The sequence below is a fragment of the Listeria floridensis FSL S10-1187 genome, from assembly GCF_000525875.1.
Taxonomy (GTDB): domain Bacteria; phylum Bacillota; class Bacilli; order Lactobacillales; family Listeriaceae; genus Listeria; species Listeria floridensis.
Genome location: NZ_AODF01000004.1, coordinates 1 through 26,152, shown reverse-complemented (window position 1 = coordinate 26,152; position 26,152 = coordinate 1). Strand labels below are relative to the sequence as shown.

Sequence of the window (26,152 nt, the reverse complement as noted above, 5' to 3'; positions counted from 1 at the left end):
TAAAATGGAAAAAATGTACAATGTTGGAAAAATCGTGAATACACATGGACTCATGGGCGAAGTACGGGTGATTTCGCGTACAGATTTTAAAGAAGAACGTTATCAGCCGGGCAGTGAGTTGCTACTTTTTATGAAAGACTCAAAAGACCCGATTGCTTTGACGGTGAAATCACACCGGACGCATAAGACATTTGATCTCTTGACGTTTGAAGGATATACGAATATCAATCAAGTGGAAAGTATGAAAGAGGGTATTTTAAAAGTTCCAGAGCATGTGCTTTCCAAATTAGAGGAACACGCTTTTTATTTCCACGAAATTATTGGTTGCAGGGTTTTTAAAACGGACGGGACTGAACTTGGCAAAGTAATCGAAATCTTAACGCCGGGTGCGAATGATGTTTGGGTTGTAAAACCGGAAAAAGGAAAAGATATTTTGATTCCATATATTGCTGATGTTGTCAAAACAATTGATCCTGCAAAAAAAGAAATCATGATAGAACCAATGGAAGGATTGCTTGATTAATGAAAATTGATATTTTATCGATCTTTCCAGAGATGTTTACGGGAATTTTGACTGAGTCGATCATCAAAAAAGCGATTGAAAAGCAGATTGTTGAAATTAAAGTGACGGATTTTAGGCAATATGCGGAAGGCAAGCATCAAGTTGTGGATGATTATCCTTATGGCGGTGGTGCTGGGATGCTACTTAAGGCGCAGCCGATTTTCGATGCAGTTGATGCAGTAAAGCTCCCTGAGAAAAAACCACGGATTATTTTGATGGACCCTGCTGGAAAGCCATTTAATCAAAAAATGGCGGAGGAATTTGCTCGTGAAGATCAACTGATTTTTATTTGCGGACATTATGAAGGATATGACGAGCGCATTCGTGAGCATCTCGTGACGGATGAAGTGTCACTTGGCGATTATATTTTAACTGGCGGTGAAATTGGTGCAATGGCAATGACAGACAGTATTGTTCGACTCTTGCCCGGCGCACTTGGGAATGCCAGTTCAGCGGTTCACGATTCGTTTTCAAGTGGGCTTTTGGAGCATCCTCATTATACGCGACCGGCGGATTATGCTGGAATGAAAGTTCCAGATGTGCTGCTTAGCGGCAACCATGCTGTGATAGAGGATTGGCGGAGAAGGGAGTCGTTGCGGCGAACCTATCTGCGTCGTCCAGATTTATTTGATAGCTATACCATGAGTGAGAAAGAAGAGCAGTGGCTCGAAGAGATTAAAAATGAAGAAGGGACGAAATGACATGGCAGTTTTTGGGAATTCTGAGGAAAAAGAACGCCAGATGCGCGACCGAAACCGTGAGGAATACGTGGCGGAAAAAAATCATCAAAAGCGTATTGGCCAGACTTGGGAGAATGTACAAGTTTCGACAGGCTCGATCAATTTGCCGCATGATGTCTTGACGATCGTTTTTGCCAAAAGTGTTCGTCAAAAAATCAAATCGGACGATGAAGCACTACTTGAAACGGCGGGGTTTGAAAACTTGCTGCATGAGCTTCAGAAAAAAGCGCTTGATGCGGGTGGGAACGGCTTAATTCATTGTCAATTTACAGAACAATTTGTGGATGATCGTGTTTATCAGCTGGCTTATGGGACGGCTGTGAATATTAAAATTACGAGATTTTAAACAGTGCAAGAAAAAAAACTTTACAGAGCTATGAGATTGTGGTAACCTATATGAGTGTCTGGAGCAATCCAGAATGATAACGATATTCCGCTTCGTTCGAGTAACGTAAGAATGTCAGTTGAAGGAGAGAATAAGATGAATAAACTTATTGAAGAAATCACGAAAGATCAGTTAAAAACTGATATTCCGGCATTCCGTCCTGGGGACACAGTACGTGTTCACGCGAAAGTTGTCGAAGGTACGCGCGAACGTATCCAACTTTTTGAAGGTGTTGTTATTAAACGCCGCGGATCTGGAATCAGCGAAACATTCACAGTTCGTAAAATTTCTTATGGCGTAGGCGTGGAACGTACATACCCTGTACACACACCTCGTATCGCTAAACTAGAAGTTCTTCGTCGCGGTAAAGTTCGTCGTGCGAAACTTTACTACTTGCGTAACCTACGCGGTAAAGCGGCTCGTATTAAAGAAATTCGTTAAGCTTAAGCCCTTGAGAAATCAAGGGTTTTTGCTTGTCTTGGATTTTGGTTAAATTTTTACAAAAAGCAAAAAGGGGCAGAAAAGGGGCAGAACTTTTATAAACGTTCAATGTCTCTTCTCATTTTTTCTCTCACACCTTTAGTAACATGCAGATAGATTAGTTCAGTGATTTTACTGTTCTCATGCCCGACTCTATCTTGAATAGCGAAAAGGGGAGTACCTAACTCTGCCAATTTTGAAACATGGGTATGTCTAAAAATATGGCTACTCACTTGTTTGTCGATCTTAAGTGCCTCTTTTGCTTTTCTCAAGAAGGTATTAATAGCAGTTATCTGAATAGGAGTACCTTTATTCGTTGAAAAGATGTACTCAGGACTCGTCTCAGCATTCAAATGTGCCATTTTTTCTAATAACTTTATTGCATTTTGAGGAAGGTCTACTTCTCTCATTCCAGCAGACGTTTTTGTACTACTTGATTTTATTTGTTCTGTTACTTTCTTTCCCTTGTACTCAAGCGTACCAGAGACGAGTACATAGACCCCGTTTTCATCTACTAACACGTCATTTTCAGTCAATGAAATTGCTTCTCCAGCTCGTAGGCCTGTGCAATAAATGAATCCGAAAAGTAGTGCGTAACGAATATTTATTTGCTTTGTGTACTCAATGAGCTTCGTATATTCATTATCTTCAAGAAATTTAGTCTTAGTTTTACTATCTTGATTTCTGCTATATCTAATCTCCACTTTTTCAATAGAGGTATCTATTATATAACCTCGCCGTTTCGCAAATTGAAATACAGCATTTAATTTCGACTTTATCAATGAAACTGAGCAATTGGAAAGTTGACGTTCTCCGTAAATCAAATTTTCCAATTTCTCCGTCAAGTAGTGCGGAGTCATTTTTTGCTTAAAGAGTTGAAAATATAACATTTTAGATCGAATAATCTGTATATTATAAGCAAAGAAAAGTGCTAGATTTTGGTCGTTCATGATTAAAATCAAACATTTCATTACATTTTCGGTTTTATAAAAATTATTTCATGCTATACTCAGGGTGTAATAAAACAAAAACAACGAAAAGAGGAAAGCTGCATGAAAAAAAGTAAAATAGTCAAAATTGTATCACCTATGTTAGTGGGAATTCTAGTACTAACAGCTGCGGGGAATGTTCAAGCTGTTGGACCTAGTATAGATGATGTCGGAGATGTTAAATTGAGTATCCTAGCACCTGAATTACTGCCAGTTGTAACAACTAATGAAGCTAATGAGGGTTTATCTTTAGAGGGACAACCTTTGCCAGATGAATTCCTAGTAAAAAGTACTTCAAATCCAATGCTTAGAAGTGCCTCTCTAGGTTATGAAAAATGGACCAAAGTTTCGTCTACAAAGAAAATGACTAATGGTAAGTTGGGATGGCATCCGGGTTGGAGTCATTATCAATATAATATCTCAGCATATTATTTTTCTTCGTCAAATTATAGTGTATCTTTTAATTTAGGATATGGAGCAATATCTGCTTCGGTTAGTAGAGCAGGTGGAGGACAAATAGTAAAAGCAAATCCTAAAAAATGGACAAGACCAGCTGTATATGGAAATGTAAATAGAATAAAATGGAATGTGAAAAAATATAATGGATCAGGTGTTTATACGGGATCGACAACAAAGTATACAAATACTAGCTCTGGGGTTTATGTAAAAAGTGTAAATAAGTAAGCACGGGAGAGATTGATTATGAAAAAAGTTATTATCACGGTCTTAATAATCCTTTTAACGATCGGTTGTGGTTACTTAATTTACGATAATTATCAAAAGAGTAATATTCCTGATTTAGTAAAAGTGGATGGTATCTATTACACTCTGACTGAGGAGCCATCATCTGAAGAAGAAATTATTGAAAAGATCGGAAAAGTAAAAAAAGAAATTAGTAGTAGAAAAATACCTGAAAAAAAATTTGGACTCTAATTTTCTTCAGAAAGGAACAACTCTTTATAGTAGAAAAGGAGGGGAATCCTTCCCACATTCTATAATTTATAAACAAAATAATGAGTATCGAGTTGCAATTGAAACAGATCTAAACAAGTGAAAGTTGTAAACGAATTTTAGGGGGAAACTATATGGTTTTAGCGAATGCTTTTACATTAGGCGACACCTTTTAATCATTTTTATGTTAATTATCACAATTGTGGTACCTGTAGCGATCATAGTTTGGTTGTACAGATTTTAAGGAAAAAAAGAGTTGAAAATTGAATGTTTTTGCACATCAATCTATAAAACGATTGGTGTGTTTTTATGTCTATTTACCTATTGAATGGCAGAGTGTTTGTTCGCATAATAAATTTATTCGATTAGAGGTGATAAAATGAATTGGTTACACACGAATGCGTTATTTGATAGTGTTACAAACGCAGATAAGTTTTTTCATGATTTCCATAAAATAGTAGTGTCAGATGTGCCGTTGTGGGCGGTTCAGAAAGATTTGTTATATTTAATGGAAATGAATGAGACCAAGTCTTTTCGAATTCCAAGCCCGCGCACAAGAGATAGGTGCAACCATATTTTTTATTTAAAAAGACAAGTAAGTCGTCAAATGGTAGGAACATCAATGTTTACACGTATAAAGATTATGTGTAGGAAGAAGTTGTGTGTATAATTTGTTTGATGATCCCAGTTAGATAGATCGCCAAGAATATATTTTATGTTGTTGATTGCGATCGATCGCAAAAGAACTGTTGAAATTCGTGTGGGGCAGAATGAAAGACTACTTAAATATAAAAAACTGTCACCCGTTTACTTAAATGTAACGACAGGTATTGTCTAGCTACAACATTTTAATGAGTATGTTGTAACTTTTAGTATTGATGATATTGTGTTTTTGGAGGGAGAATATTTTACAAACTCTAAGATTTTTAGAATACTGAAACAGATTTTTAACTGTCATTTTGACTATCACAATTTAGAAAATGTCAGAAACTAGTAGAAACTTTGAATTCGAAAACAAGGAAGTCGTAGATGGAGATATAATTTAGATTATTAAATGAGTCTGTGCTCAAAAGGGGCAGAAAATAGAAAAACAGTGATTTATGAATGAACTATCTTAGATATAAAAATCACTATTAACACTTGATATGATAGCATTTTGAGATCTTTCTGAAATACCTTTGACATTAAAAATTACTTGAGTAACCTGCGCGGTAAAAGGGCTCGTATTAAAGAAATTCGTTAAGTTAGAATGAAGGCGGTTGGTGCGTTTGCATTGATCATCTTTTTCTACGTTCAAAAAGATGTGTGACGATAAACGTTTAACTCAAAAGTTTTTGGATAAAGCTTTTGAATTAATGGAATCAGTGAGATCAAAAGCTAGATGGCTTCAGCAAGAATTTAAATAAGAGATAATTGAAAAGAACTATCAAACATTGCGTTATGTACTGTTTGATGAAAATAGGAAAACCCCATTCGCGGTACATCTATATTAAAAAACGGTAAGTTTATGGTTAATTCTCGAGATGAAAGAGGTTATATTATCGAAGCAACTTTTGAGTTTTAACGTTTGAAGAGGTTAAAAATAAATCTTTCCAGATATTAGATTGGACTGTTAAAATAAATGAGGATATAAAACTGGGGTATAGCACTGATTATTACTCGACGTGAAAACTTAACTTAATAGGAGGCAAATACATGGAAAAGATATTGGGACTACTTATTATAGGTGTTGCACTACTGTCCGGATGTGCGGGATTAGGCGATTATGCCGTCAAGGTCAATGACCGATATGAGATATGGCAAATTTATCCAACTTTACATGTTATTCATGATAATGAAAACGAAGGCATACAGCTCGATAATTCTGGAACTAATGGCAAAAGTGATAGTATCGTCAAAATAAACTGGAATAAAAAGTTTTTAATTGCCAAAACAGAAAGTGAAGAAGAGGCGAGAGCTTGGTTCAAAAAACATGAGAACCAAACTTACTGGATACTTGATCTTGAAACGAATCGTCTTAGCCCTCCAATTACCAGTGAGACAGCTTTTAAAAATCTTCTGGCCGAAAAAAACATTCCTTTGGAGTTAATGTCTTATGACAAACGAGTTAAAAATGAAGAACGGATTTATTAGTGAGCAAGCACTTTTTTAAATCTAAACACATCAAATTTTTATAGTTTTGATGTGTTTTTTTGCGATCAAGTACATTCAACTCATAATGGCAATAAGTACTCAAACAACGCCCCCAAGGCTATTAAACAGAAAACAAAAAACAGTTGTATGTCCTTAATATAAAAATCGATTTTAAAAGCTCTAAAACTTTTATGTTGACGTCCACTTATTTATAGTTTATGCTATAAATGTTGACGGCAACTTAAATTAGATTAAGGAGAATGATAAAAATGGCAAATACAAAAATTTGGACACCTGTAAAAGTAGGAAATATGGAACTTAATCAACGTTTAGCAATGGCACCAATGACAAGAAGTCGCGCAAATGAAGATGGGACTGTGGATGCACTTTCGGCTGAATACTACTCACAACGCGCTTCAATGGGACTTTTGATCAGCGAAGGAACGCAACCATCGCTTGAAGGACAAGGATACATGAATAGCCCCGGGATTTATAATGAGGCACATATTAAAGCTTGGCATAAAGTGACAGATGCAGTTCACGAAAAAGGTGGGAAATTTTTCATTCAACTTATGCATGCTGGGCGTATGAATCACCCGGATAATACGATAGATCACCATGAAGGGGTTGCGCCATCTGCTGTTGCACCAGAAAATGGAAAAATGTTTACAGCAAAAGGAATGCAGCCGGTTCCTACTCCGCGCGAGCTAAATAAAGCGGATATTGAAAGGACTATTGATGATTTCAGAAAAGCAGCTCGGGCAGCAATCGAAGCAGGAGCTGACGGGGTTGAAATCCACGGAGCGAATGGCTATCTGATTCACGAATTCTTCGGAGAAAACTCGAATTTCCGCACAGATGAATACGGCGGCTCAGTGCCAAATAAAATTCGTTTTGCCGTAGAGGTAGCCAAAGCTGTGTCAGAAGAAATCGGCGCAGACCGAACCGGCTTCCGCATCTCGCCTTACGCTTCATTTAGTACGATTGATGAAGGAAGAGATGGTGCAGAATTGTACCACGAGCTCACGGTTGAGCTGAACAAATTAGGGCTTGCCTATCTGCATATTTTACACATCGATAGGGAAGAGATTTTGGCAGATGTTCGTGCAAACTGGGATCAAGCTCTACTTGTCAATCGGTATGGCAGGAAACTTGAAGATATTGCAGCCGATCTCGATTCCGGTGTGGCCGACTTAATTTCAATCGGAACCTGGGCACTTGCAAATCCAGATTTTGCCGAACGTTTAAAAGCAGGCGCATCGCTAAATGAAGCCGATCCAACAACATTTTTCGGCGGAGGTGCGAAGGGATATGTGGACTATCCGGCTCTAAATGCGTAAAATAAGCATTAGAGAGGAGGATTCAAATGAGCGAAACAAAACGAAAAGCTGCGAACCCTTTTGCGATTTCATGTCCGGTAGGGGGAAGCATCATTTCACTAGTTGAATCCCACAGCAAAGCAGTAGCTGAACATTTGCGTAGCATCGGCTTATATCGCGGCCAAGAAATGATCTTGAAAGTGCTCGCAGAAACTGGCGGCTGCTCGCAAAATGAACTAAAAAACAGACTGTGTTTAGATCATTCGACAGTTGCAAAATCGGTAGGACGAATGGAAAAATCCGGTTTTTTAACAAGAGAAAAGTCACCCTCTGACCGGCGGATCACAATCGTCAAAATTACAGCAGAAGGCGAGAAACGCTTAGAGGCATCGGAAGAAATATGGAACGGCATGGAAAAACAAGCTTTGAACGGTTTGACGGAAACAGATATCCAAGAGTTTCTTAGGATTTCTGCGCAAATCACTGAAAATTTATCTACCTCACTAAAACCGTAATCGCAAGAAAGCCGAAAATCAGCATTAGATTTTCGGCTTTCTTTTTTTGTAGCAATAAAAAAAATTCAAATTCAAGCAGATTTCATGCTATACTGAAAACAAAGTTTCAATCGTATCAACTTGAAAGGAAGGGGAGCGCTATGAAGAGAAATGTCGTGCTGTATCAAGAAATATCAATCGAAATTAAGAAAAAAATTCTTAATGGCAGCTATCCCGTTGGCAGCTACATTCCAAGCGAACTCGAACTTGAAAAACTTTTTGACGTCAGCAAAGTGACGATCCGACAAGCCGTCGCCCTTTTAGCAGCAGAAGGCTACGTGAAAAAACAACGCGGCAAAGGCACACTTGTCATTAGCAATCAACTCTTTAATAAACTTTCCAAAGCCAAATCGTTTTCGACAATTATTGAAGAATCCGGTTTTACCATCCAAAAAGAAATTTTGGCAATTGATGTGATTGATCCAGCTCAAGATCCACTTGTTAAACATGCTTTTGATCAGCCTGTCACTTGTATTAAGCGGATTTACCGACTTGATGGTGCTGCTTATATTTTTTATCAGCATTATATTCCAGAGGTCAAAAATATTTCGATTAAAAATTTGAATTTGGATCATATTTCCCTTTATCAGTTGTTAAAAGAAAATCATCAAATTGTTGCTTCCTTTGATGACACATTTGAAGTCGCGGCACTGAAACAAGCTGAGCAAAAAATATTGGAAACGAATGCAGCAACTTGTCTAAAACGAACGCGAAAATCATACGGCGAAACCGGAGAATTGATAGAACTTTCAATTGGTCTGTATAATACAGAAGTATTTCCCTATAAAATCGAATATCAGGTGTGATTTTAATTTTACTTTTAAACATTGTAATGTTATAATGTTTTTCGAAAGGGAGGTGATCATGTGACAGACTTGATCATTAAAAATGGAAAGACGGTGGATGGGAACTTGCTTTCTGTAGCGATGGAAGCAGGAAAGATTAAAGCAGTTTCAAGTGAGTTAAATGGAGAAGCTGATCGTATCATTGATTTAAAAGGTGATTATTACATATCAGCCGGCTGGATTGACAGTCACGTTCATTGTGATGATGATATGCCAATTTATTATGATCAGCCGGACGAAATCGGAGTAACCAAAGGCGTAACGACAATCATTGATGCCGGATCGACTGGTGCAGATACAATCAAGGCTTTTTATGACCATGCGAAACACGCTAAAACCAATGTATATGCACTCATTAATATTTCAAAAACAGGAATTATTGCACAGAATGAACTAGCAGACATGGAAAAGGTACAGCAAGATGCGGCGATAGAAGCCGTGACGGAATTGCCCCAATTTATTGTCGGCTTGAAGGCGCGAATGAGTAAAACCGTAGTGGGCGACAACGGCTACAAGCCGCTTGAAGTTGCCAAAAATTTGCAATCCAAACTTGGCGATTTACCGCTCATGGTGCACATCGGTTCCAATCCGCCTACACTTTCAGAAGTCCTATCAAGACTCGACGAACGTGATATTTTGACACACTGCTTCAACGGCAAGGAAAACGGCATCTTAGATCAAGAAACAAAAACCATCAAAGCGCAGGCCATTGAAGCCTACAAACGCGGCGTTCGCTTTGATGTCGGACACGGTACGGACAGCTTTAATTTTGAAACGGCGCGCTATGCCAAACAAGCATATTTGAAACCGCATACAATAAGTACAGATATCTATCATAAAAATCGCGAATCAGGACCGGTTTATGATCTTGCGACAACAATGGAAAAACTGCTTGTCACCGGTTATTCGCTAGCCGAAATCATCCCGATGGTGACACAAAATGCCGCTGAGCAGTTTAATTTAAGCAAAAAAGGCCATCTAAGAGTAGGCTTTGATGCCGACATTACCATTTTCAAAACAGCAGAAGGCTCCAAAAAGCTGGTGGACTCAAACGGCAATGAACAAACAACACAAAAGCTGATTCAGCCAATCTGTGCGATCGTAGGAGGAAACGTATATGACAATGGATATTTATCAAAAATATGACCTCAAAAAAGTGATTAACGCTTCTGGCAAAATGACAATTCTCGGTGTATCCAAAACTCCTGACGAAACCGTTGCTTTGCAAAAATTCGGCGGACAAAACTTTTTTGAAATGGACGAGCTCGTTAAAAAAACAGGGAGTTACCTTGCAAGTTTGTTAAAGACCGAAGATGCAGTAATTGTTTCCAGTGCCTCGGCTGGAATTGCCCAATCTGTAGCAGCTTTTATCGGACGAGGAAGTACCTATCATTTGTATCATCCTTATGCTTCAGAGTTTACCAAACGAGATATTATACTTCCAAAAGGGCATAACGTTGATTACGGGACGGCAGTTGAAGTGATGGTAGAGCTTGGCGGCGGGAAAGTTCGTGAAGCAGGATATGCCAACATGTGTTCCAAAGAACATGTTGAAATGATGATTACCGAACAGACAGCAGCACTTCTCTACATAAAAAGTCATCATACGGTGCAAAAAAGTATGCTTACAGTAGAAGAAATGGTAGAAGTCAGTCAAAAATATCATATACCGCTAATCGTGGACGCAGCCGCTGAAGAAGATTTACATAAATATACGAAAGCAGGAGCCGACGTTGTCATTTATAGCGGAGCAAAAGCTATTGATGGACCAACATCTGGGATGGTGATTGGTAAACGTGAGGCGATCAGCTGGATACGGATGCAATCCAAAGGCATCGGTCGGGCGATGAAAATTGGTAAAGAAAATATTATTGCTTTTACCGGAGCCGTCGAACGTTATTTAACAAACAGTGGCGAAACTGGTGAAGCTATGCGAAAACGCCTTGAACCTTTTATTGAGTCATTGAATCAAATCGAAGGCGTTGCTGCAAAAGAAGTACAAGATGCAGCAGGGCGCGAAATTTATCGTGCTTCCGTGAAAGTAAACAATGCCAAAACAGTGATCGCCGAATTAAAGAAAGAAAATCCTGCGATCTACACACGTGAATACCAAGCGAATAATGGCATTATCGAATTTGATGTTCGTGCTGTTGATAAAACTGAAATGAACTTAATTGTAAAACGCTTAAAAGAAATCATGGAAGGTGAGAATAAATTATGAAAAAAACACCCAATTACTTAAATGACCGAATTTGTTTAAATGTTTTAGCAGGGTCTGTGAAAAATGCGGAGGAATGCTACGAAGCGGCCGAAGGACATGTAGTTTTAGGGGTACTATCGATCAATTATTCTTCCGATGAAGCAGCTGTAACAGATATGCAAAAATATATTGATGCAACCGATAATGCGTTGTCAGTAGGACTTGGCGCTGGAAATCCTAATCAAAGTGCGATGGTAGCACGTATATCCGAAAAACTTCAACCGCAACATGTCAATCAAGTTTTCACTGGAGTTGGAGCAAGCCGCGCGCTATTACGCCAAGAAGATACCATCGTGAATGGACTTGTTTCACCAACTGGAAAAGTAGGCTTCGTCAATATTGCAACAGGTCCCTTAAGCAGCAAGACCGAATCAGCAGAAGTTCCGATCGAAACAGCCATTGCACTCTTAAAAGATATGGGCGGAAGCTCAATTAAATACTTTCCGATGAAAGGACTTGCACATGAAGCAGAATATCGTGCGGTCGCAAAAGCATGTGCCGAAAATGATTTTTACCTTGAACCGACAGGAGGAATCACACTTGAAAACTTTGAGGAAATCGTAAAAATTGCACTTGATGCAGGTGTGAAAAAAGTAATTCCGCACGTATACAGCTCAATCATTGATTCTAAAACAAATGATACACGTCCGGAAGATGTAAAAGTTTTATATAATATCATGAAAAAATTAACAGAATGAGGGTGAACGTAGATGAAGGTGCTTTCTTACGGTGAAGTAAATCTCCGTTTTACGCCGCCAGACTATCAGTTGCTAGAACAAACCAACCAGCTCACCTACCAAGTCACAGGAACAGGCGTGAATTTACTTACAAATCTCAGAAATTTCGGCATGCAGGTAAGCCTGCTTACTACGCTTCCCGACAACAACATTGGAAAGACAGCCGCAGCCCACATACGAAAATATGGGATAAACGATGATTTTGTTTCCTTTAACGGTAACCACATTGGCAGTTATTTCGTTGAACTTGGTTACGGTGCCAGACCAACGATGGTTACCTATCAAAATCGGCTTGCCAGTGCGTTCTGCCAAGCAGAACCAGCGAGCTATAATATCGAAGCGGCTGTTTGCACAAGTGACATTATCCATATTTGCGGCATCACATTACTGCTCAATGAGAAAACTCGTGAAACCGCTTTAAAATTAGCGAGTTGCGCTAACCAAATGGGAAAGCCGCTCTATTTCGATTTCAATTATCGCCCAAGCCTTAACACTGAACACAGTAAAGCCTTTGTCAAAGAACAGTATGAAAAAATCTTGTTTTTGGCAGATACTGTTTTCGGTGGAATTTTGGATATTACTGAATTGCTCGAAATCCCGGTAGATAAAAATAGACCAATATCAGAACAACTTCAAACAGGAATTGCAGCCTTCAAAGCGAAATATCCAGTACGCAATTACGTTGGAACGATCCGCGGTTCCGCAGTTGGTGAGCATTCACTATCTGGCTTTATTGCAGGAGAAGGTTTTAAAGTAAGCCGTGAAATGCAGGTCGAAATGCTTGACCGAATTGGAGCAGGTGATGCCTATGCAGCGGGAATTATTTATGGTTTAAGCGAAGGGTGGTCCGAAGAAAGGACACTTGATTTCGCCGTTAGTAATGCTGTTTTAGCACATACAATTACAGGTGATGTACCGCATACAAATAGAAAAGATGTTGAAGCGTTGATGAACGGAAAACAACAAAGTTTGGTTCGCTAAAAGAGAGGAAGATGGAATATGCATGACGTTTACTTATTTTCAATTACAATTATTGCCATTTTGATCGTCATTTTAGGAGTTTCTTGGTGGAAATGGCATGCTTATTTAAGCTTATCCATAGCCACGCTATTTCTGGCCATCTTTGCAGGAATGCCTTTGGAAAAGATCACAGCCGCATTTGAAACGGGGGTCGGGAGTGTTCTTGGACATTTAGTAGGCATTCTAGCCCTTGGTACAATTTTAGGAAAGATGATGTCGACTTCTGGCGCCGGCATGCAGATCGCCAATTTCTTTGTCGAACGCTTTGGCGTAAAGCGCTTACCTTGGGCGATGTTCTTTTCCGGTCTCATTATCGGTATCCCCGTCTTTTTTGAAGTGGGTCTAGTCATTTTACTCCCGATCGTATTATCAATTCAAAAAACCGTCAAAAAAAAACATTCTCCTGCTTGGACTCCCTGTTCTTGCCGGACTATCCATCGCGCATGGCATTATCCCGCCTCATCCAGGTGCCATGACGGCAATCGGAATTTACAATGCTAACGTGAGTGAAGTCTTACTTTATTCATTGTGCTTCGCCCTCCCAGCCGGTATCATCGCCGGGCCACTGTTCGCCAAGCTCATCAGCAAACGTGTAACACCCGTTCATGAGCCAAACTTGATGCGCCCGGACACGATCAAAGATAATGAAAGGCTGCCATCTGTTGGTGTATCCTTTTTCATCGTTTTCTTACCGATCATCTTGATGCTTCTTACGATGGTTGCGGCTTTGTTTAAATTGCCGGAAGGAATGGTAGGCATTATTGAATTTGTCGGCAGTCCGCTCATTGCTTTGCTGATTTCAGTATTTGTTGCCTATTACTTGCTTGGTTTTCGCCTTGGTCTGAATGCAGAAATCATCCGCGGCTTAACAGATGACAGTATGAAGCCACTAGCATCTATCATTTTGATCATTGGGGCAGGTGGAGCCTTCAAGCAGATCTTAATGGATACAGGCGTTGCATCATCAATTGCAACCCTTGCTGGTCAAATGAATCTATCCCCAATTGTGATGAGCTTCTGTGTGGCAGGTTTGATCCGGGTAGCAACGGGTTCTGCAACCGTGGCTTTAACTACCGCAGCTGGGATAGTTGCACCGATTGTCGAACAAATGACTGGAGTGAATACAGCTTTACTAGTTATTGCGACAGGAGCAGGTTCACTTATGCTTTCGCACGTCAATGATGCTGGTTTTTGGCTCGTGAAGGAGTATATGGGTCTCACGATTAAAGAAACTTTTAAAACTTGGACAGCGCTTGAAACCTTACTTTCATTTAGTGTGTTTGTCATGGTACTCTTGGTTGATATTTTCGTTTGAAAACATGCGATAATTCGATAAAGTTTAAATAAAAAAGGTTTTCGCTGAAGAATTGTTTCTTCAGCGAAAACCTTTTTCAATTGGGATCAAACCGGAACATTTCTAAGGTTCCAAGTTACCTCCCCTTGATAATTTTCGCGTAATGCCTCACCCTGTTGAATTTCTAAGATTAATCCATTTTTCGCATTCCACATTTTTGAAAAAGCTAAGGGTTGCTTTCGGCCGGTGTACTTTCCAGATTCTACAATTTGAAGTGAATTCGATAGCGGTAAACGCTGACCATTTATAAAGTAAAAAAGTTTTCCGAGAGGTCGTCTGTGAACTTGACCAACTAACGGTTTGCTAATAGAGGCACCAAGCTCCCACTTTCCAAAAAAACGAGTTTCCTGTACAGCTAAATCGTTCACAGTTTGTTTTACTGGAGCATCTAAAACGGAAGAGCTGATAGGTAGCGTCCCAAAATCAATACTTTGTGGAACACTGACAAGTTTTAACGAACCAGTTTCAACTTGAATAGGAACAGACACAATTCCTTGGACGTGAGTAAGTTCACTTTCAATTAAAACATCAATTGAAGTGTTTCCGAGCTTTTCAAATGTACGCGGCTCTTTTATAGATAGAATTTTGATTGTATCTTGAGGCAAAACACTTTTTAAGTCTGTTACAAGGTCAACTGGATCTAATTCATCAGTACCTGAATGTAAGGAAACGGTTTGTTTAATGGGTGTGCCTGTTGGAGCAGGCATTTTTACAAGTGCTTCCCCGATCACTTTTTCACTGGGCTGATTATCATTTGATGCCTCAATAGGAATATGGAAAAAACCATCGGACTGAAAGGTATCAATTAAAGTTGGAGCATCCATATTTAGATCGAAGTTACCGGTAATCGTAAGCAGATTATTTTGAAGTGAATTCAAGGTGCTCTTTGTAAGTTTTAGGCTAATTGTATTTGTGTCTTTTTGAAGCGACTTAGTATTCATTACCGTTGTATCACTACTGTCCAAAATACGAATCGAGGCGAGGGAATCTGTTTTAATCAAGTCTCCCATAGTAAAGTTGATCGATAAGTTGTCAGGATAAAGAGAGAGATTTTGTTCTAAAAGAGTTTGTTTAAGATTAAGATTTGCTTTAAATGTTTTTTTCGTTTGTTACTGCTTCTACAGTTGGTGGTGGATAAGGAAGTTGAATCACCATGGCATTACTTGAGGAATCAAATAACTTATGATAATACAATATATCCACAGGATTGTCTAAAGGCACGACATTTCCATTATTATCCATCAAGCTGACAGTGAGTATCAAATGTTCGGATGCGTTGAACAAAACATTGTAACTCATATTTGACCAAGCTCTTCCAACGAGTTGATAACTATTTCCTAAAGGGTCTAAAAAGGAAGAGCCAGCACCGCTTAGAGAACTATCTCTTGCAAGAATATTTGTGATAGCAGACCGGTTAGAGAATGTTGTTACAACATTACGATTTTTATCGTCCCTTAAATTGCCTATTTGAATTTTTAATGGGAATAATACACTCACACCAGAAGCGCTGATTGCTTTACCATTTATGTCCTCCAACCAAACTTCCATGCTAAGTCTCAAAGGATCATTTGCAGCCGCAATTCTTGTAGGAAAGTCATTATAAACATCTAAAGTAAGAGTTGGCGAGAGAATTTTCATTACTAATACACAAGGATTTCCTTGATGATATCCAACATTTTTAATTTTTAAAATAGTTCCTTGCTTAAAGGTAGTATTCATGGAAGGAGAGCGTACTGGTTTTCCATCAGCCGTTAAATCTGTCGCAATCGAACCTGTAGTATAATGAATCAATGGGATTATTTCTTTTGATTTTTGAACTGGTTTCCCTGCTACATATTGCCCTTTTATATTAACTGTTGTGCCATATGGTGAATTGATGAACGGTGTAATATTATCAAACAATGAATCTGTAGTTCTAGACAACAGATTTTGTACCTTACTGTTTTCTTCTTTAACTGTTAAAGAAATGGAATCAGAAATTGTATGTGTTTCGTCAAAAGCTTCTAATGTCAGAGATCCCAAATTTGATGGTACAAAAACTAATGTAGCTTCATGCTCTTGATCACTCTGCCACTCAACAATAAGCTGATGATTAATTGAATCATTTGTGACCTTAGCTGTGCTGTCATCCTTTAAATTTTGATAAGTAAAATTCTCATTAGTTGAGATATATACTTTATTAATTGAGTTGCTTTTATCTTGAACAGTAATCTCAAATGATGAGTTTGCCCTTACTTCAGTTCTATTTGAAGATAACATTAAAGATTTAGATGGATTATCTGCGGCAAAAATATGAGATGAACTTACTATCAAAATACCTATGGCGATCAATCCCATGAAGCCGAGCAATAGATCAAACCATTTTTTCATAAATCGTTTCCTCCCTTGGTAATGCTAAAAATAGTTTATGGCTAAGAATTTCTTTTTAGTATTTTCATTCATGTTAATTTCCAGAACTAAACTAAATAATAACAATAATAATCGGTTGTTTTGTGATACTTTGTTTCATTCGTCTTTCTTTAAATGACTTTTTTGTGAATTTTTATGTAAGGTGTTGTTAATTTATGGTTATAGAACATGAAATGTAAAAGTTTTAGTTTACTAAAAGAGTTATTAATTTTAATTTTTGTGATTTTAAAACTAAAACTTCATAAAAAATACATAAATCAAATTTTGATTGGAACAAAGTAACAAAGTAAGGGTGGTAAAATTTGTTAGGATAAAAAAGCAAGCTTAAGTAAGATAGTGGTCATATTGTTTATCATGACCAAACTTCTGTAAAACAGAATAAAATATTGAAATGATAAAGGAGAGAAAAGAGTATGGGGGAAAAGGTAGTAAAAACAGTTTTGGCTGCAGCTGTAATGGGTGTAGTTGCAAGTGGAGGTGCTTATAGCGCTAAGGCGGTGGACTACAAATCAAATTTATTAGTCGAGTTTACACCGAATGACGAAATCACTTTGCCGGTTGATCCAACAAACCCTTCTGTTTCGTTTGACCCGAGAGAAGGACCAACAGATCCGACAGATCCATCTGGCCCTCAAAAAGGAACGGCTGGTCCGTTAAGTATTGACTATGCATCTAGCTTGAGTTTTGGAACACAAAAGATTTCACCTGTCGATCAAGTTTATCAGGCAGAGGCACAGAAATTTGGCGGAAGTCGAGGAGATGGTCCCAACTACATTCAAGTAACAGACAACCGTGGAACAGAAGCTGGCTGGTCTCTTAAAGTAAAACAGCAGGGTCAGTTTACTTCTGAAACGGATAAAAAAGAATTGGTTGGAGCCGAGCTAGTTTTTTCAAATGGGACCATTAATACCGCATCCACGTCACCAAAGCCTTCAACGGTTCAAAGCACATTCTCACTTACTCCAGATGGTACAGGAGTGGCAGAAAAAATTATGGCAGCAAGTGCAGGGGAAGGTTCTGGTACTTATGTACTTGCCTTTGGCGATGATGCATCTGCAGCAAAAAGCATTTCTCTTAAAGTTCCAGGGAAATCGACCAAATATGCAGATAAATACTCGACAACATTACTGTGGACACTTGAGGATACACCGGCTAATCAATAATACAACAGTTAAAAGGTTTCATTTGCGAAATGTGAATGTGCCTTTTATCTTGTTTTAAGGGGCATGAAATGAAGATGAAAAAATTTGGCGAAATCTATGGTTGCATAATTTTGGCGGTTCTTTTGGCTTTAACAATCCCAACACATGCGCATGCAACTGAATTTAATTTTTCGGTGCATGCAAAGCTTCCAAAAAACCAAATAGATGTCAAAAAAAAGCTATTTTGATTTAAAAATGAAGCCGAATCAAAAACAAACAATTAACAATTGAACTAACGAATAATACAGATAAAAAAGTCATCATTCGTCCAACTGTTCACTCTGCAACGACGAATATGCATGGAGTAGTGGAATACGGGGAAACATCAGAGCGAAAAGATGAAACGTTGCCTTATTTGATGAAGGATTTGGTTGAAGTTCCAGATGAAATCACAATTTCTCCGAAGTCATCCTTTGACTTGAAGTTACTTGTCACGATGCCAGAGCGCATGTTTAACGGAATGCTAGCTGGAGGAATTACTTTAGAGGAAAAAGAAGAAGCCTAATAAAAATAAGCGAAATCAAGGATTAAGTGTTGAGAATAGGTATGCCTATGTAATAGGAATTACGCTAAAAGAAACGGAGCAAAAAGTGATGCAAGATTTAAAATTGAAGCAAGTGACCGTTGGGCAAACAAATGCTCGAAACGCCATTTTTTTTCAATTACAAAATCCGACATCAGTATTTTTAAATCGTTTTGAAATTGAAGCTGAGGTTACAGAACAAGGAGAAAAGCAAGTATTATATAAAGCTTCACAAAAAAATATGCAAGTAGCGCCAAATTCACATTTTTCCTACCCCATTGCATTAAAAGGAGAGCGGTTCAAGCCGGGAAAATATACACTTCATTTAAAAGCAAAATCGTCAGAAGAAAACTGGGTGTTTACGAAAAACTTTCAAATTGACAGAGAAAAAGCAAGTCATCTTAATAAAATGGATGTTGAATTAGAGGAAAATGATTTTTCGAAGTGGTGGATAGTTATGATTGTTTCCGGTGTTATTCTGTTATTCGTTCTTTTTTTTAATTTGGCGAAGAAGAAAGCGTAAAAAAAGTAAAAGTATAATCATGTATATTTGTATGTTAAAAATTCCGCTATCCATCGTGATAGGCGAAGTTTTTAGTTGAGAAAGTTCGCAAGCTCAACTATATTGACTTTTTTAATTTGTTGGTATTTGCTCTTGGCAGGTCTAGTCCTTTGGAAGGCAAAAAGAATAAAAGCTACTGCAAAGAGGTTTCTTTAGTGAACTTGACAGTAGCTTCAGCTCATGCTATAGTTGTAAAGGTTAATTAACAAGAAAGAAGAAGCAACCCGCTTCTCGCCTCGTTAACAATTGTTTTCAGGCAAAAAGTTCAATGATTCGTCACACCGGTCTGGCTGTGACTTTGAATGTGCGGGTTTGCTTTTATAGCAAACCCGTTTTTATATTGTCCGCTTTGCTGGTGGACAAACAATGACTTGCTCTTTTCTGACTTGTTCGACCAATAATAAACGGAGGTGGCTCAAAATTAGCAAAGACATGATGGTAAACGATGGGATTCGTGCACGTGAACTCAGATTGATTGATCAAAACGGTGAACAGCTCGGCGTGAAAAGTAAGAACGAAGCGCTTTCGATCGCTGAAAAAGCGAACCTTGATCTTGTGCTTGTTGCTCCAAACGCGAAGCCCCCGGTTGCACGTATTATGGACTACGGGAAATATCGCTTTGAACAACAAAAGAAAGATAAAGAAGCCCGTAAAAACCAAAAAGTCATCGTGATGAAAGAAGTGCGACTCAGTCCAACGATTGATGAACATGATTTCAATACGAAGCTACGCAACGCGCGTAAATTCCTTGAAAAAGGCGATAAAGTAAAATGCTCGATTCGCTTTAAAGGACGTGCGATCACCCACAAAGAAATCGGTCAAAAGGTGCTTGACCGTTTTGCCGACGAGTGTAAAGATTTAAGCACAGTTGAGCAAAAAGCGAAAATGGACGGACGTTCAATGTTCTTAGTCCTTGCACCGCTTCAAGAAAAGTAAAAGTTTTGAGGAGGAAATATTCATGCCAAAAATGAAAACTCACCGCGGTTCCGCTAAACGTTTCAAGAGAACAGGATCTGGAAAATTAAAACGCAGACATGCTTATGTCAGCCATATGTTCGCTAACAAAACGAAAAAGCAAAAACGTAAACTGCGTAAAGCAGCAATGGTATCAGCTGGCGATTTCAAACGTATTCGCCAAATGGTCGCTAAAATGAAATAATCGGTTCTCGAAATAATTTTTGTAAAATCTAGGAGGTAGACAATATGCCACGCGTAAAAGGCGGAACAGTAACTCGCAAACGTCGTAAAAAGGTCATTAAACTAGCCAAAGGATATTATGGCTCGAAACATACATTATTTAAAGTAGCTAACCAAGCGGTAATGAAATCTTACCAATATGCTTACAGAGATCGTCGTCAAAAGAAACGTGATTTCCGTAAACTTTGGATTACTCGTATCAACGCGGCAGCTCGCTTGAACGATCTTTCTTACAGCAAACTTATGCACGGTTTAAAACTTGCTGGTATCGAAGTTAACCGTAAAATGCTTGCTGACTTGGCTGTAAACGATGCAGCAGCTTTCACAAGCCTTGCAGATGCAGCTAAAAAAGAATTAGCTAAATAATACATGGAAAAACCTGTTGGACGAGAGTTCAACAGGTTTTTTTGTTTTTTAAATAGTAATATCAAGTTCAACTGGACAGTGATCCGATCCAAGAATATCCGCGTGAATCGCGGCATCCGTCATTAAATCCGCAATCCGGTTAGAAACGATAAAATAGTCAATCCGCCAGCCAACATTGCGCGCACGAGCGTTCATCCGGTAGGACCACCATGAATAGGCATCGGTTTTGTCAGGATAAAAATGGCGGAAACTGTCGGTGAATCCGGCGGCAAGGATTTCTGTAAACTTTTCGCGTTCTTCATCAGAAAACCCGGCATTTTTACGGTTGGTTTTCGGATTTTTAAGGTCAATTTCTTCATGCGCCACGTTGAGATCGCCACAAAAAATGATAGGCTTTTCGGCGTCTAAGCTTTTTAAGTAGTTAAGAAAAGCCTCTTCCCAAGTCATTCGATACGGTAAGCGCTTCAGTTCTCCTTGTGAATTTGGCGTGTAAACCGTAATCAAATAAAAGGTTTCAAATTCAAGCGTAATCATTCGCCCTTCTTGGTCGTGTTCCTCAGCGCCCATCCCATATGTAACATGAAGTGGTTCTTTTTTTTGTAAAAACGGCTGTCCCTGAATAGCCCTTTTTCTCTGCATAATTCCAATATGAATAGTATCCCGGCGTATCAAGTTCAATTTGACCCGCTTGCAGTTTTGTTTCCTGCAAACAAAAAATATCGGCATCGGCCGCATTAAAATACTCCATAAAGCCTTTCTTCACTGCGGCGCGTAGACCATTTACATTCCAAGAAATCATTTTCATTTTCTGAAATCCCTCCTTAATGCTCTATTTCTGTGTTTTATTATACCTTTTGTACTATAATAAGACTACTTATAAGGAGGAAAAAGAGATGAAATACGTTGTCTTGCTGCGTGCCATTAATGTTGGCGGGCATAATAAAATTAAAATGGCAGCGCTTAAAAGCACACTTTTTGAGAAAGGCTTTCAAAATGTGACAACCTATATCCAGAGCGGTAATATCATTTTGGAGGGTGCTTTTTCCAAAACAGAAATAAAGCAAATTATCGAAAATATCCTGTCTTCAGAGTATGGTATTAATACTCGGACGGTTGTGCTTTCGAAAGAAGACTATCAAGCAGTTTGCCGTGAAAATCCGTTTTCAGTGCCAAAACGAGACGAGCGGGTTCAGATTTTGTTCAGTAATGAATGGCTCGAAGATAAAATGGAAAGTACAGCGGATGCCGAATATCGTGCAAAAGGATATGCTATCTATGTAAAAATGTTTACAAAAGAAACGCATAAAGTCCAAGTGGAGAAAGTGATTCGTGATTGGATCAAAGAGGATGTTACGGCTCGTAGTTTAAAAACCAGTCTAAAAATTAACGAATTATTAGAGTAATAATGTTAGATATTTTAGGTATTGCGACATATAATGGAATTAGCAAATAAACTAAAGGAAGTGTAAGTGATGAAAGAGGAACTGATTAAACGCTTTACTACATATGTGAAAGTGGATACGCAGTCCAATGAAGAGAATACAACTTGCCCGACAACAGAAGGTCAGCTTGAGCTTGGCAACTTACTAGTTGGGGAATTAAAAGAAATTGGAATGAGCGATGTGACGATTGATGAAAACGGATATGTAATGGCAACGCTTCCTGCGAACACAGATAAAAGCATTCCGGTTATCGGCTTTTTGGCCCATCTTGATACAGCGACAGATTTCACTGGAAAGAATGTGAAACCGCAGCTACACGAAAATTATGATGGAAACGATATTATCTTGAATGAATCGCTGAATATTGTACTTTCAACGAAGCAATTCCCAGAACTTGCTGGTTATAAAGGACAAACTTTGATCACAACTGACGGAACGACATTGCTTGGAGCAGATGATAAATCTGGAATTACAGAAATTATGGTGGCGATGCATTACTTGATCAAGCATCCAGAAATTAAGCACGGTAAAATCCGGGTAGCTTTCACTCCAGACGAAGAAATCGGTCGCGGTCCGGCGCTTTTCGATGTAAAAGCTTTTGGAGCGGACTATGCATATACAATGGACGGCGGGCCGCGCGGGCAACTTGAATACGAAAGTTTTAATGCGGCAGCGGCGAAACTGACTTTCAATGGAAACAGTGTGCATCCGGGAACGGCGAAAGATAAAATGGTCAATGCATCAAAACTTGCGATGGAATTTAACAGCCAACTTCCAGAAAATGAAGCACCCGAATTCACAGATGGTTACGATGGTTTCTATCATTTGATTTCACTAAATGGTGATGTGGAGCAGGCAAAATCGTATTATATTATTCGTGATTTTGATTCTGCTAAATTTGCAGATCGCAAGGCAAAAGTGGCTGACATCGCCACGAAAATGCAAGATAAATACGGAAAAGATGCCATTGTCCTGGATATGAATGATCAGTATTATAATATGCGCGAAAAAATTGAACCAGTTATGGAAATTGTTGATATTGCACACCAAGCGATGGAAAACTTGGATATTGAACCGCTTGTTGAACCAATTCGCGGCGGTACAGATGGTTCACAACTATCATTTAAAGGGTTGCCAACACCGAATATTTTCGCAGGTGGAGAAAACATGCACGGTAAATTCGAGTATGTCTCAGTTGAAAACATGGAGCTGGCAGCAAAAGTAATCGTTGAAATGGTACAATTATTTGAACAACGAGGATAAGGGAAACAATAGATAGAGAATTGCGGCCCTTGAACTTGGATTCTATTTTCAAGTTTAAGGGCTGTTTTTTTATAAATAGGGGGTTAGCGAAGTGGAAACTAAAAATTTTACAATTGCTTCAACGCTTAAGCTTGGGAAAGTGGTTCTCAAGGTAATGAATTTAGAAGCCATGACTCAGTTTTATCAAGAAATAATCGGGCTTGATCTTCTTGAACAAACAGAGGGGGTTAGTGTTCTTGGAATTAAGGCGGACGGAACGGTACTGCTTGAACTGCGGCGAAGTGTTGCGATGACGGTGCAAACGGGTCGGAAAACTGGACTTTATCATACAGCTTTTCTTGTGCCGGAACGAAGTGATTTAGGGAATGCGCTCTTGCACTATATTAAGAAACAAGCGCCGATTATTGGGGCGAGCGACCATGGGTACAGTGAAGCGCTTTACTTGAATGATCCAGAAGGAAACGGGATTGAAGTTTACCGTGATAAACCAAGTGAAGTATGGGATGTACGCGCAGACGGCCGTATTGAAGGAATCACTATCGAGATGGATGCAGATGGTGTGGTTGCGGCGGCTGACGAACGAGAGAATTGGAGTGGCTTTCCAAGCGGCACAAGTATTGGGCATGTTCACCTTAAAGTAGCGGATTTGAATCAAACGGAGCAATTCTACACAAAGATGCTCGGTTTATCGCTTAAAACCGTCTTCCCTAACCAAGCGATTTTCCTAGCAGCAGGTGGTTACCACCATCATATCGGCGCTAACGTTTGGTCAGGAACGGGAATTCCTCCGATGAATGAAAACGATATCGGGCTAGACTATTATAGTTTTATTTTGCCTGAGCAGACTGAATTTGATCGGCTGAAAAATCATCTCGAAACAAATGAAATTGATTTTCTGGCTTCAGAGGCGGATACAATCGAGCTGCTTGATCCAAATGGTATCAAAATCAAAATTACCTATTAAAAAACAAGTCCGCATCAGTCGGACTTGTTTTCATTTTCATCGGGCGTGTAAGAAAGAATATCACAAGGCTGACAATCATGCGCTTGGCAAATTGCTTCAAGCGTTGAAAAACGAATAGCTTTGGCCTTTCCGTTTTTAAGAATCGATAGATTGACCATCGTAATTCCGACTTTTTCCGTTAATTCTGTTACACTCATTTTCTTCTTTACTAAGAGAATATTGATATTTACAAGGATTGGCATAATTTTCACCTCAAACCGTTAAATCATTTTCAGATCGAAGCGCGACGGCATTAGCAAGCAACTTTAGCAAGACAGCCGTAAAGCACTGCAATAACAAAAGAAATAAAAGACAATCATTAGCCCAATTAAAAGAATGCCGAGTGTATCTGCTTGATCGGTGAGTAAATAAAAAAGGAAGATTTGCGCAAAAAGCACAGCAATTATAAGTGCATTGAACTTAATTTTTTGGAGTGTTAGAACGGGTAAATTCGAAAATGCAACTCCCTGTTCAATAAATATCAAAAGGTGAAATGACTGAAAAAAGTGGCAAAAAATGGAACAGCAACCAAGTACAACAATAAAAAAACAGGTAAAATTAAGCATGATCAATTCCATCAAGCGCAATAGAAGGGGTGCGATTAAACAAAGCAGTAAAATAGGAAGACCAATCAAAAAAAGCGAAACTTTCAAGAATAACGTATCAAGCCTTATATATAACCACTTCAAATAAAGAATATGTGATTCAAAATGCATATAATTTACCCAAAAACAATAAAAATATATCGAATTTAGATAAAAATGAATGATCGCAGTTTAAAGTGGAATATGCTAAAGTAAAAGCAGAAACTAGTGATGAGGTGAATAATATGGATTCCGTTATAAAAAAAGCAGAAAAATGGATGCGCATCCGCTTTAGTGAAGACAAAACCGGACATGACTTTGAGCATCTCGCACGCGTCGCGCGGACTGCGGCCAAACTTCAGGCAACTGAAGGCGGCAACGCCCTAGTCATTCAGCTAGCCGCTCTTTTTCATGATTATCCAGATGAAAAGCTAGTATCTAATACTAATCTGGCAAAAGAAGAATTGATAAAATGGATGGAAGGCGAGAAGCTGAGTCCCAATGTTATCAATGACATCATGCGAGCAATCAATGCTGTTTCCTACCGAGGAGGGAGTAACCCGATTCAAGCAATAAGTATAGAAGAAAAAATAGTGCAAGATGCAGACAGACTTGATGCTCTAGGTGCTATCGGAATTATTCGTGCTTTTACATATGGAGCGTCTAAGAAGCAAGCACCGCTTGATTATGCGTGTGAAAATGCAGAGTCAACGCTACAGCACTTCGATGATAAACTTTTTAAATTGAAAAATTTGATGAATACAAAAAGTGCCTTAGCTATGGCAAAAGACCGTCATGAATATATGCAACTGTTTATTGAACAATTAAAAAAAGAAGACGTGATAAAAAGATAAACTTTTCTCTTGAAATCGTGTATGGAATGATATATAATTAAAAAGTTCTCTTGAGGAGAGCCAATTAATGTAAAATATTATTTGAAAGTTGTTGACTTGAATCTGATATCATGATATGATATTAAAGTTGTCACTTCAACAGATTGACCTTTGAAAACTGAACAAAAAGAAGACGAAAAAGCGATGAGACAGTATGTTTCACCAATCAATTCGTAGGGCAGGAAATCAAAAGTGATTTCCAAAACAAATCTAGTAAGCAATTGCTAGTGAAGTCAAGTATGACGCTAAGGAAACTTATTCACGGTGTTGAATAAGTATTCAAATTCATTTTAACGAGAGTTTGATCCTGGCTCAGGACGAACGCTGGCGGCGTGCCTAATACATGCAAGTCGAACGAACCAAAGAGAAGCTTGCTTCT

30 protein-coding genes, 1 rRNA gene, 3 pseudogenes and 1 other annotated feature are annotated in these 26,152 nt (G+C 38.7%); of the genes and pseudogenes, 28 read left to right on the top strand and 6 right to left on the bottom strand.

The features are described from left to right. The first annotated feature begins 4 nt into the window (after window positions 1-4). The 4 genes from rimM (at window position 5) to rplS (ending at window position 2,128) form a co-directional block, all read left to right on the top strand. Window positions 5-523, top strand: a complete 519-nt coding sequence (rimM, locus tag MFLO_RS02480; RefSeq protein ID WP_036096145.1) for a ribosome maturation factor RimM — start codon at window positions 5-7, stop codon at window positions 521-523. Beyond that, window positions 523-1,263: a tRNA (guanosine(37)-N1)-methyltransferase TrmD gene (gene trmD, locus MFLO_RS02475; protein ID WP_036096144.1), complete on the top strand. Its 741-nt coding sequence runs from the start codon at window positions 523-525 to the stop codon at window positions 1,261-1,263. Before rimM ends, trmD begins: the two co-directional genes overlap by 1 nt. Window position 1,264: 1 nt before the next feature. Further along, entirely contained in the window at window positions 1,265-1,648 is a 384-nt protein-coding gene (locus tag MFLO_RS02470) for a hypothetical protein (protein ID WP_036096143.1), read from the top strand. A 135-nt stretch (window positions 1,649-1,783) separates the two neighbouring features. Then, entirely contained in the window at window positions 1,784-2,128 is a 345-nt protein-coding gene (gene rplS, locus MFLO_RS02465; RefSeq protein WP_036096142.1) for a 50S ribosomal protein L19, read from the top strand. Between the two features lie 95 nt (window positions 2,129-2,223). Here the strand turns inward: rplS and MFLO_RS02460 are convergent, their stop codons facing one another. Further along, entirely contained in the window at window positions 2,224-2,991 is a 768-nt protein-coding gene (locus tag MFLO_RS02460; protein WP_077913139.1) for a tyrosine-type recombinase/integrase, read from the bottom strand. Between the two features lie 228 nt (window positions 2,992-3,219). Between MFLO_RS02460 and MFLO_RS02455 the strand changes: the two genes are divergently transcribed. From MFLO_RS02455 to MFLO_RS02400, 12 genes and pseudogenes are all read left to right on the top strand, one after another. Further along, window positions 3,220-3,840, top strand: coding sequence for a hypothetical protein (locus tag MFLO_RS02455; protein ID WP_036096141.1), 621 nt, complete (start codon window positions 3,220-3,222; stop codon window positions 3,838-3,840). Window positions 3,841-3,858: 18 nt separating this feature from the next. Next, window positions 3,859-4,089, top strand: coding sequence for a hypothetical protein (locus MFLO_RS02450; RefSeq protein WP_036096139.1), 231 nt, complete (start codon window positions 3,859-3,861; stop codon window positions 4,087-4,089). Window positions 4,090-4,486: 397 nt separating this feature from the next. Further along, window positions 4,487-4,777, top strand: a complete 291-nt coding sequence (locus MFLO_RS17115) for a DUF5960 family protein (RefSeq protein ID WP_051993446.1) — start codon at window positions 4,487-4,489, stop codon at window positions 4,775-4,777. Window positions 4,778-5,802: 1,025 nt separating this feature from the next. Next, the gene (locus tag MFLO_RS02440) at window positions 5,803-6,240 is read left to right on the top strand and encodes a hypothetical protein (RefSeq protein ID WP_036096137.1); all 438 of its coding nucleotides are present in this window, start codon (window positions 5,803-5,805) and stop codon (window positions 6,238-6,240) included. 269 nt (window positions 6,241-6,509) lie between these two features. After that, window positions 6,510-7,580 carry an alkene reductase gene (locus tag MFLO_RS02435; RefSeq protein ID WP_077913132.1) on the top strand — a complete coding sequence of 357 codons (1,071 nt, stop codon included), beginning with the start codon at window positions 6,510-6,512 and terminating at the stop codon, window positions 7,578-7,580. A gap of 26 nt (window positions 7,581-7,606) precedes the next feature. Further along, a complete protein-coding gene (locus MFLO_RS02430) occupies window positions 7,607-8,074 on the top strand; it encodes a MarR family winged helix-turn-helix transcriptional regulator (RefSeq protein ID WP_051993444.1) in 468 nt (155 codons plus the stop codon). Window positions 8,075-8,214: 140 nt separating this feature from the next. Continuing rightward, window positions 8,215-8,919 (top strand): GntR family transcriptional regulator, encoded by a 705-nt coding sequence (locus MFLO_RS02425; protein WP_036096133.1) that lies wholly within the window; start codon window positions 8,215-8,217, stop codon window positions 8,917-8,919. Window positions 8,920-8,979: 60 nt separating this feature from the next. Beyond that, window positions 8,980-10,104 carry an amidohydrolase/deacetylase family metallohydrolase gene (locus tag MFLO_RS02420; protein WP_036096131.1) on the top strand — a complete coding sequence of 375 codons (1,125 nt, stop codon included), beginning with the start codon at window positions 8,980-8,982 and terminating at the stop codon, window positions 10,102-10,104. After that, on the top strand, window positions 10,076-11,179 hold the full coding sequence (locus MFLO_RS02415) for a DgaE family pyridoxal phosphate-dependent ammonia lyase (RefSeq protein WP_036096129.1): 1,104 nt from the start codon (window positions 10,076-10,078) through the stop codon (window positions 11,177-11,179). Before MFLO_RS02420 ends, MFLO_RS02415 begins: the two co-directional genes overlap by 29 nt. Beyond that, window positions 11,176-11,916, top strand: coding sequence for a 2-dehydro-3-deoxy-phosphogluconate aldolase (gene dagF, locus MFLO_RS02410; RefSeq protein WP_036096128.1), 741 nt, complete (start codon window positions 11,176-11,178; stop codon window positions 11,914-11,916). The genes MFLO_RS02415 and dagF overlap by 4 nt, the downstream gene beginning before the upstream one ends. A 12-nt stretch (window positions 11,917-11,928) precedes the next feature. Then, window positions 11,929-12,936, top strand: a complete 1,008-nt coding sequence (locus MFLO_RS02405) for a sugar kinase (RefSeq protein WP_036096126.1) — start codon at window positions 11,929-11,931, stop codon at window positions 12,934-12,936. Window positions 12,937-12,954: 18 nt separating this feature from the next. Further along, window positions 12,955-14,290, top strand: a pseudogene (locus MFLO_RS02400) (GntT/GntP/DsdX family permease). Window positions 14,291-14,376: 86 nt separating this feature from the next. Here MFLO_RS02400 and MFLO_RS02395 read toward each other — a convergent pair. Next, window positions 14,377-15,330 carry a hypothetical protein gene (locus MFLO_RS02395; RefSeq protein ID WP_036096124.1) on the bottom strand — a complete coding sequence of 318 codons (954 nt, stop codon included), beginning with the start codon at window positions 15,328-15,330 and terminating at the stop codon, window positions 14,377-14,379. Between the two features lie 88 nt (window positions 15,331-15,418). Then, complete coding sequence (locus MFLO_RS02390; RefSeq protein WP_036096122.1) at window positions 15,419-16,699, bottom strand: hypothetical protein; 1,281 nt, start codon at window positions 16,697-16,699, stop codon at window positions 15,419-15,421. A gap of 452 nt (window positions 16,700-17,151) precedes the next feature. On the opposite strand from MFLO_RS02390, the gene MFLO_RS02385 reads away from it, so the two are divergent. The 7 genes from MFLO_RS02385 (at window position 17,152) to rplT (ending at window position 20,588) form a co-directional block, all read left to right on the top strand. Next, window positions 17,152-17,901: a WxL domain-containing protein gene (locus MFLO_RS02385; protein WP_036096120.1), complete on the top strand. Its 750-nt coding sequence runs from the start codon at window positions 17,152-17,154 to the stop codon at window positions 17,899-17,901. Between the two features lie 74 nt (window positions 17,902-17,975). Next, window positions 17,976-18,128, top strand: a complete 153-nt coding sequence (locus tag MFLO_RS15540; protein WP_206538300.1) for a hypothetical protein — start codon at window positions 17,976-17,978, stop codon at window positions 18,126-18,128. A gap of 17 nt (window positions 18,129-18,145) precedes the next feature. After that, window positions 18,146-18,445, top strand: coding sequence for a WxL protein peptidoglycan domain-containing protein (locus MFLO_RS14465; RefSeq protein ID WP_077913131.1), 300 nt, complete (start codon window positions 18,146-18,148; stop codon window positions 18,443-18,445). Between the two features lie 52 nt (window positions 18,446-18,497). Then, the gene (locus tag MFLO_RS14460; RefSeq protein ID WP_077913130.1) at window positions 18,498-18,986 is read left to right on the top strand and encodes a DUF3324 domain-containing protein; all 489 of its coding nucleotides are present in this window, start codon (window positions 18,498-18,500) and stop codon (window positions 18,984-18,986) included. 244 nt (window positions 18,987-19,230) lie between these two features. After that, window positions 19,231-19,372: a sequence feature (ribosomal protein L20 leader region), on the top strand. A gap of 73 nt (window positions 19,373-19,445) precedes the next feature. Then, entirely contained in the window at window positions 19,446-19,961 is a 516-nt protein-coding gene (gene infC, locus MFLO_RS02375; protein ID WP_077913138.1) for a translation initiation factor IF-3, read from the top strand. 22 nt (window positions 19,962-19,983) lie between these two features. Then, window positions 19,984-20,184 (top strand): 50S ribosomal protein L35, encoded by a 201-nt coding sequence (rpmI, locus tag MFLO_RS02370; protein ID WP_036096117.1) that lies wholly within the window; start codon window positions 19,984-19,986, stop codon window positions 20,182-20,184. A 44-nt stretch (window positions 20,185-20,228) separates the two neighbouring features. Continuing rightward, window positions 20,229-20,588 (top strand): 50S ribosomal protein L20, encoded by a 360-nt coding sequence (gene rplT / locus MFLO_RS02365; RefSeq protein ID WP_036096115.1) that lies wholly within the window; start codon window positions 20,229-20,231, stop codon window positions 20,586-20,588. 48 nt (window positions 20,589-20,636) lie between these two features. Here the strand turns inward: rplT and MFLO_RS02360 are convergent. Then, window positions 20,637-21,393: pseudogene (locus MFLO_RS02360) on the bottom strand (exodeoxyribonuclease III). An 88-nt stretch (window positions 21,394-21,481) separates the two neighbouring features. On the opposite strand from MFLO_RS02360, the gene MFLO_RS02355 reads away from it, so the two are divergent. The 3 genes from MFLO_RS02355 to MFLO_RS02345 all read left to right on the top strand — a co-directional run bounded on the left by MFLO_RS02355 (window position 21,482) and on the right by MFLO_RS02345 (window position 24,257). Next, window positions 21,482-21,991 carry a DUF1697 domain-containing protein gene (locus MFLO_RS02355; protein WP_036096114.1) on the top strand — a complete coding sequence of 170 codons (510 nt, stop codon included), beginning with the start codon at window positions 21,482-21,484 and terminating at the stop codon, window positions 21,989-21,991. Window positions 21,992-22,060: 69 nt separating this feature from the next. Continuing rightward, a complete protein-coding gene (pepT, locus tag MFLO_RS02350; protein WP_036096113.1) occupies window positions 22,061-23,293 on the top strand; it encodes a peptidase T in 1,233 nt (410 codons plus the stop codon). A gap of 91 nt (window positions 23,294-23,384) precedes the next feature. After that, on the top strand, window positions 23,385-24,257 hold the full coding sequence (locus MFLO_RS02345) for a VOC family protein (protein WP_036096111.1): 873 nt from the start codon (window positions 23,385-23,387) through the stop codon (window positions 24,255-24,257). A 14-nt stretch (window positions 24,258-24,271) separates the two neighbouring features. Here MFLO_RS02345 and MFLO_RS02340 read toward each other — a convergent pair whose 3' ends face one another. Then, window positions 24,272-24,499 carry a helix-turn-helix domain-containing protein gene (locus MFLO_RS02340; RefSeq protein ID WP_036096110.1) on the bottom strand — a complete coding sequence of 76 codons (228 nt, stop codon included), beginning with the start codon at window positions 24,497-24,499 and terminating at the stop codon, window positions 24,272-24,274. A gap of 10 nt (window positions 24,500-24,509) precedes the next feature. Continuing rightward, window positions 24,510-24,629 (bottom strand): annotated as a pseudogene (locus tag MFLO_RS17110) (DUF2975 domain-containing protein); the annotation flags it as partial. Between the two features lie 448 nt (window positions 24,630-25,077). Between MFLO_RS17110 and MFLO_RS02330 the strand changes: the two are divergent. Together MFLO_RS02330 and MFLO_RS02325 are read left to right on the top strand one after the other, a co-directional pair. Further along, a complete protein-coding gene (locus MFLO_RS02330; protein ID WP_241433512.1) occupies window positions 25,078-25,734 on the top strand; it encodes an HD domain-containing protein in 657 nt (218 codons plus the stop codon). Window positions 25,735-26,062: 328 nt separating this feature from the next. Further along, a 16S ribosomal RNA gene (locus tag MFLO_RS02325) occupies window positions 26,063-26,152 on the top strand; the annotation flags it as partial.

Bases quoted from the DNA above. Each gene is read 5' to 3' on its own strand.
- rimM (WP_036096145.1), top strand. From the start codon at position 5: ATGGAAAAAATGTACAATGTTGGAAAAATCGTGAATACACATGGACTC.
- trmD (WP_036096144.1), top strand. From the start codon at position 523: ATGAAAATTGATATTTTATCGATCTTTCCAGAGATGTTTACGGGAATT.
- MFLO_RS02470 (WP_036096143.1), top strand. From the start codon at position 1,265: ATGGCAGTTTTTGGGAATTCTGAGGAAAAAGAACGCCAGATGCGCGAC.
- rplS (WP_036096142.1), top strand. From the start codon at position 1,784: ATGAATAAACTTATTGAAGAAATCACGAAAGATCAGTTAAAAACTGAT.
- MFLO_RS02455 (WP_036096141.1), top strand. From the start codon at position 3,220: ATGAAAAAAAGTAAAATAGTCAAAATTGTATCACCTATGTTAGTGGGA.
- MFLO_RS02450 (WP_036096139.1), top strand. From the start codon at position 3,859: ATGAAAAAAGTTATTATCACGGTCTTAATAATCCTTTTAACGATCGGT.
- MFLO_RS17115 (WP_051993446.1), top strand. From the start codon at position 4,487: ATGAATTGGTTACACACGAATGCGTTATTTGATAGTGTTACAAACGCA.
- MFLO_RS02440 (WP_036096137.1), top strand. From the start codon at position 5,803: ATGGAAAAGATATTGGGACTACTTATTATAGGTGTTGCACTACTGTCC.
- MFLO_RS02435 (WP_077913132.1), top strand. From the start codon at position 6,510: ATGGCAAATACAAAAATTTGGACACCTGTAAAAGTAGGAAATATGGAA.
- MFLO_RS02430 (WP_051993444.1), top strand. From the start codon at position 7,607: ATGAGCGAAACAAAACGAAAAGCTGCGAACCCTTTTGCGATTTCATGT.
- MFLO_RS02425 (WP_036096133.1), top strand. From the start codon at position 8,215: ATGAAGAGAAATGTCGTGCTGTATCAAGAAATATCAATCGAAATTAAG.
- MFLO_RS02415 (WP_036096129.1), top strand. From the start codon at position 10,076: ATGACAATGGATATTTATCAAAAATATGACCTCAAAAAAGTGATTAAC.
- dagF (WP_036096128.1), top strand. From the start codon at position 11,176: ATGAAAAAAACACCCAATTACTTAAATGACCGAATTTGTTTAAATGTT.
- MFLO_RS02405 (WP_036096126.1), top strand. From the start codon at position 11,929: ATGAAGGTGCTTTCTTACGGTGAAGTAAATCTCCGTTTTACGCCGCCA.
- MFLO_RS02390 (WP_036096122.1), bottom strand. From the start codon at position 16,699: ATGAAAAAATGGTTTGATCTATTGCTCGGCTTCATGGGATTGATCGCC.
- MFLO_RS02385 (WP_036096120.1), top strand. From the start codon at position 17,152: ATGGGGGAAAAGGTAGTAAAAACAGTTTTGGCTGCAGCTGTAATGGGT.
- MFLO_RS15540 (WP_206538300.1), top strand. From the start codon at position 17,976: ATGAAAAAATTTGGCGAAATCTATGGTTGCATAATTTTGGCGGTTCTT.
- rpmI (WP_036096117.1), top strand. From the start codon at position 19,984: ATGCCAAAAATGAAAACTCACCGCGGTTCCGCTAAACGTTTCAAGAGA.
- rplT (WP_036096115.1), top strand. From the start codon at position 20,229: ATGCCACGCGTAAAAGGCGGAACAGTAACTCGCAAACGTCGTAAAAAG.
- MFLO_RS02355 (WP_036096114.1), top strand. From the start codon at position 21,482: ATGAAATACGTTGTCTTGCTGCGTGCCATTAATGTTGGCGGGCATAAT.
- pepT (WP_036096113.1), top strand. From the start codon at position 22,061: ATGAAAGAGGAACTGATTAAACGCTTTACTACATATGTGAAAGTGGAT.
- MFLO_RS02340 (WP_036096110.1), bottom strand. From the start codon at position 24,499: ATGCCAATCCTTGTAAATATCAATATTCTCTTAGTAAAGAAGAAAATG.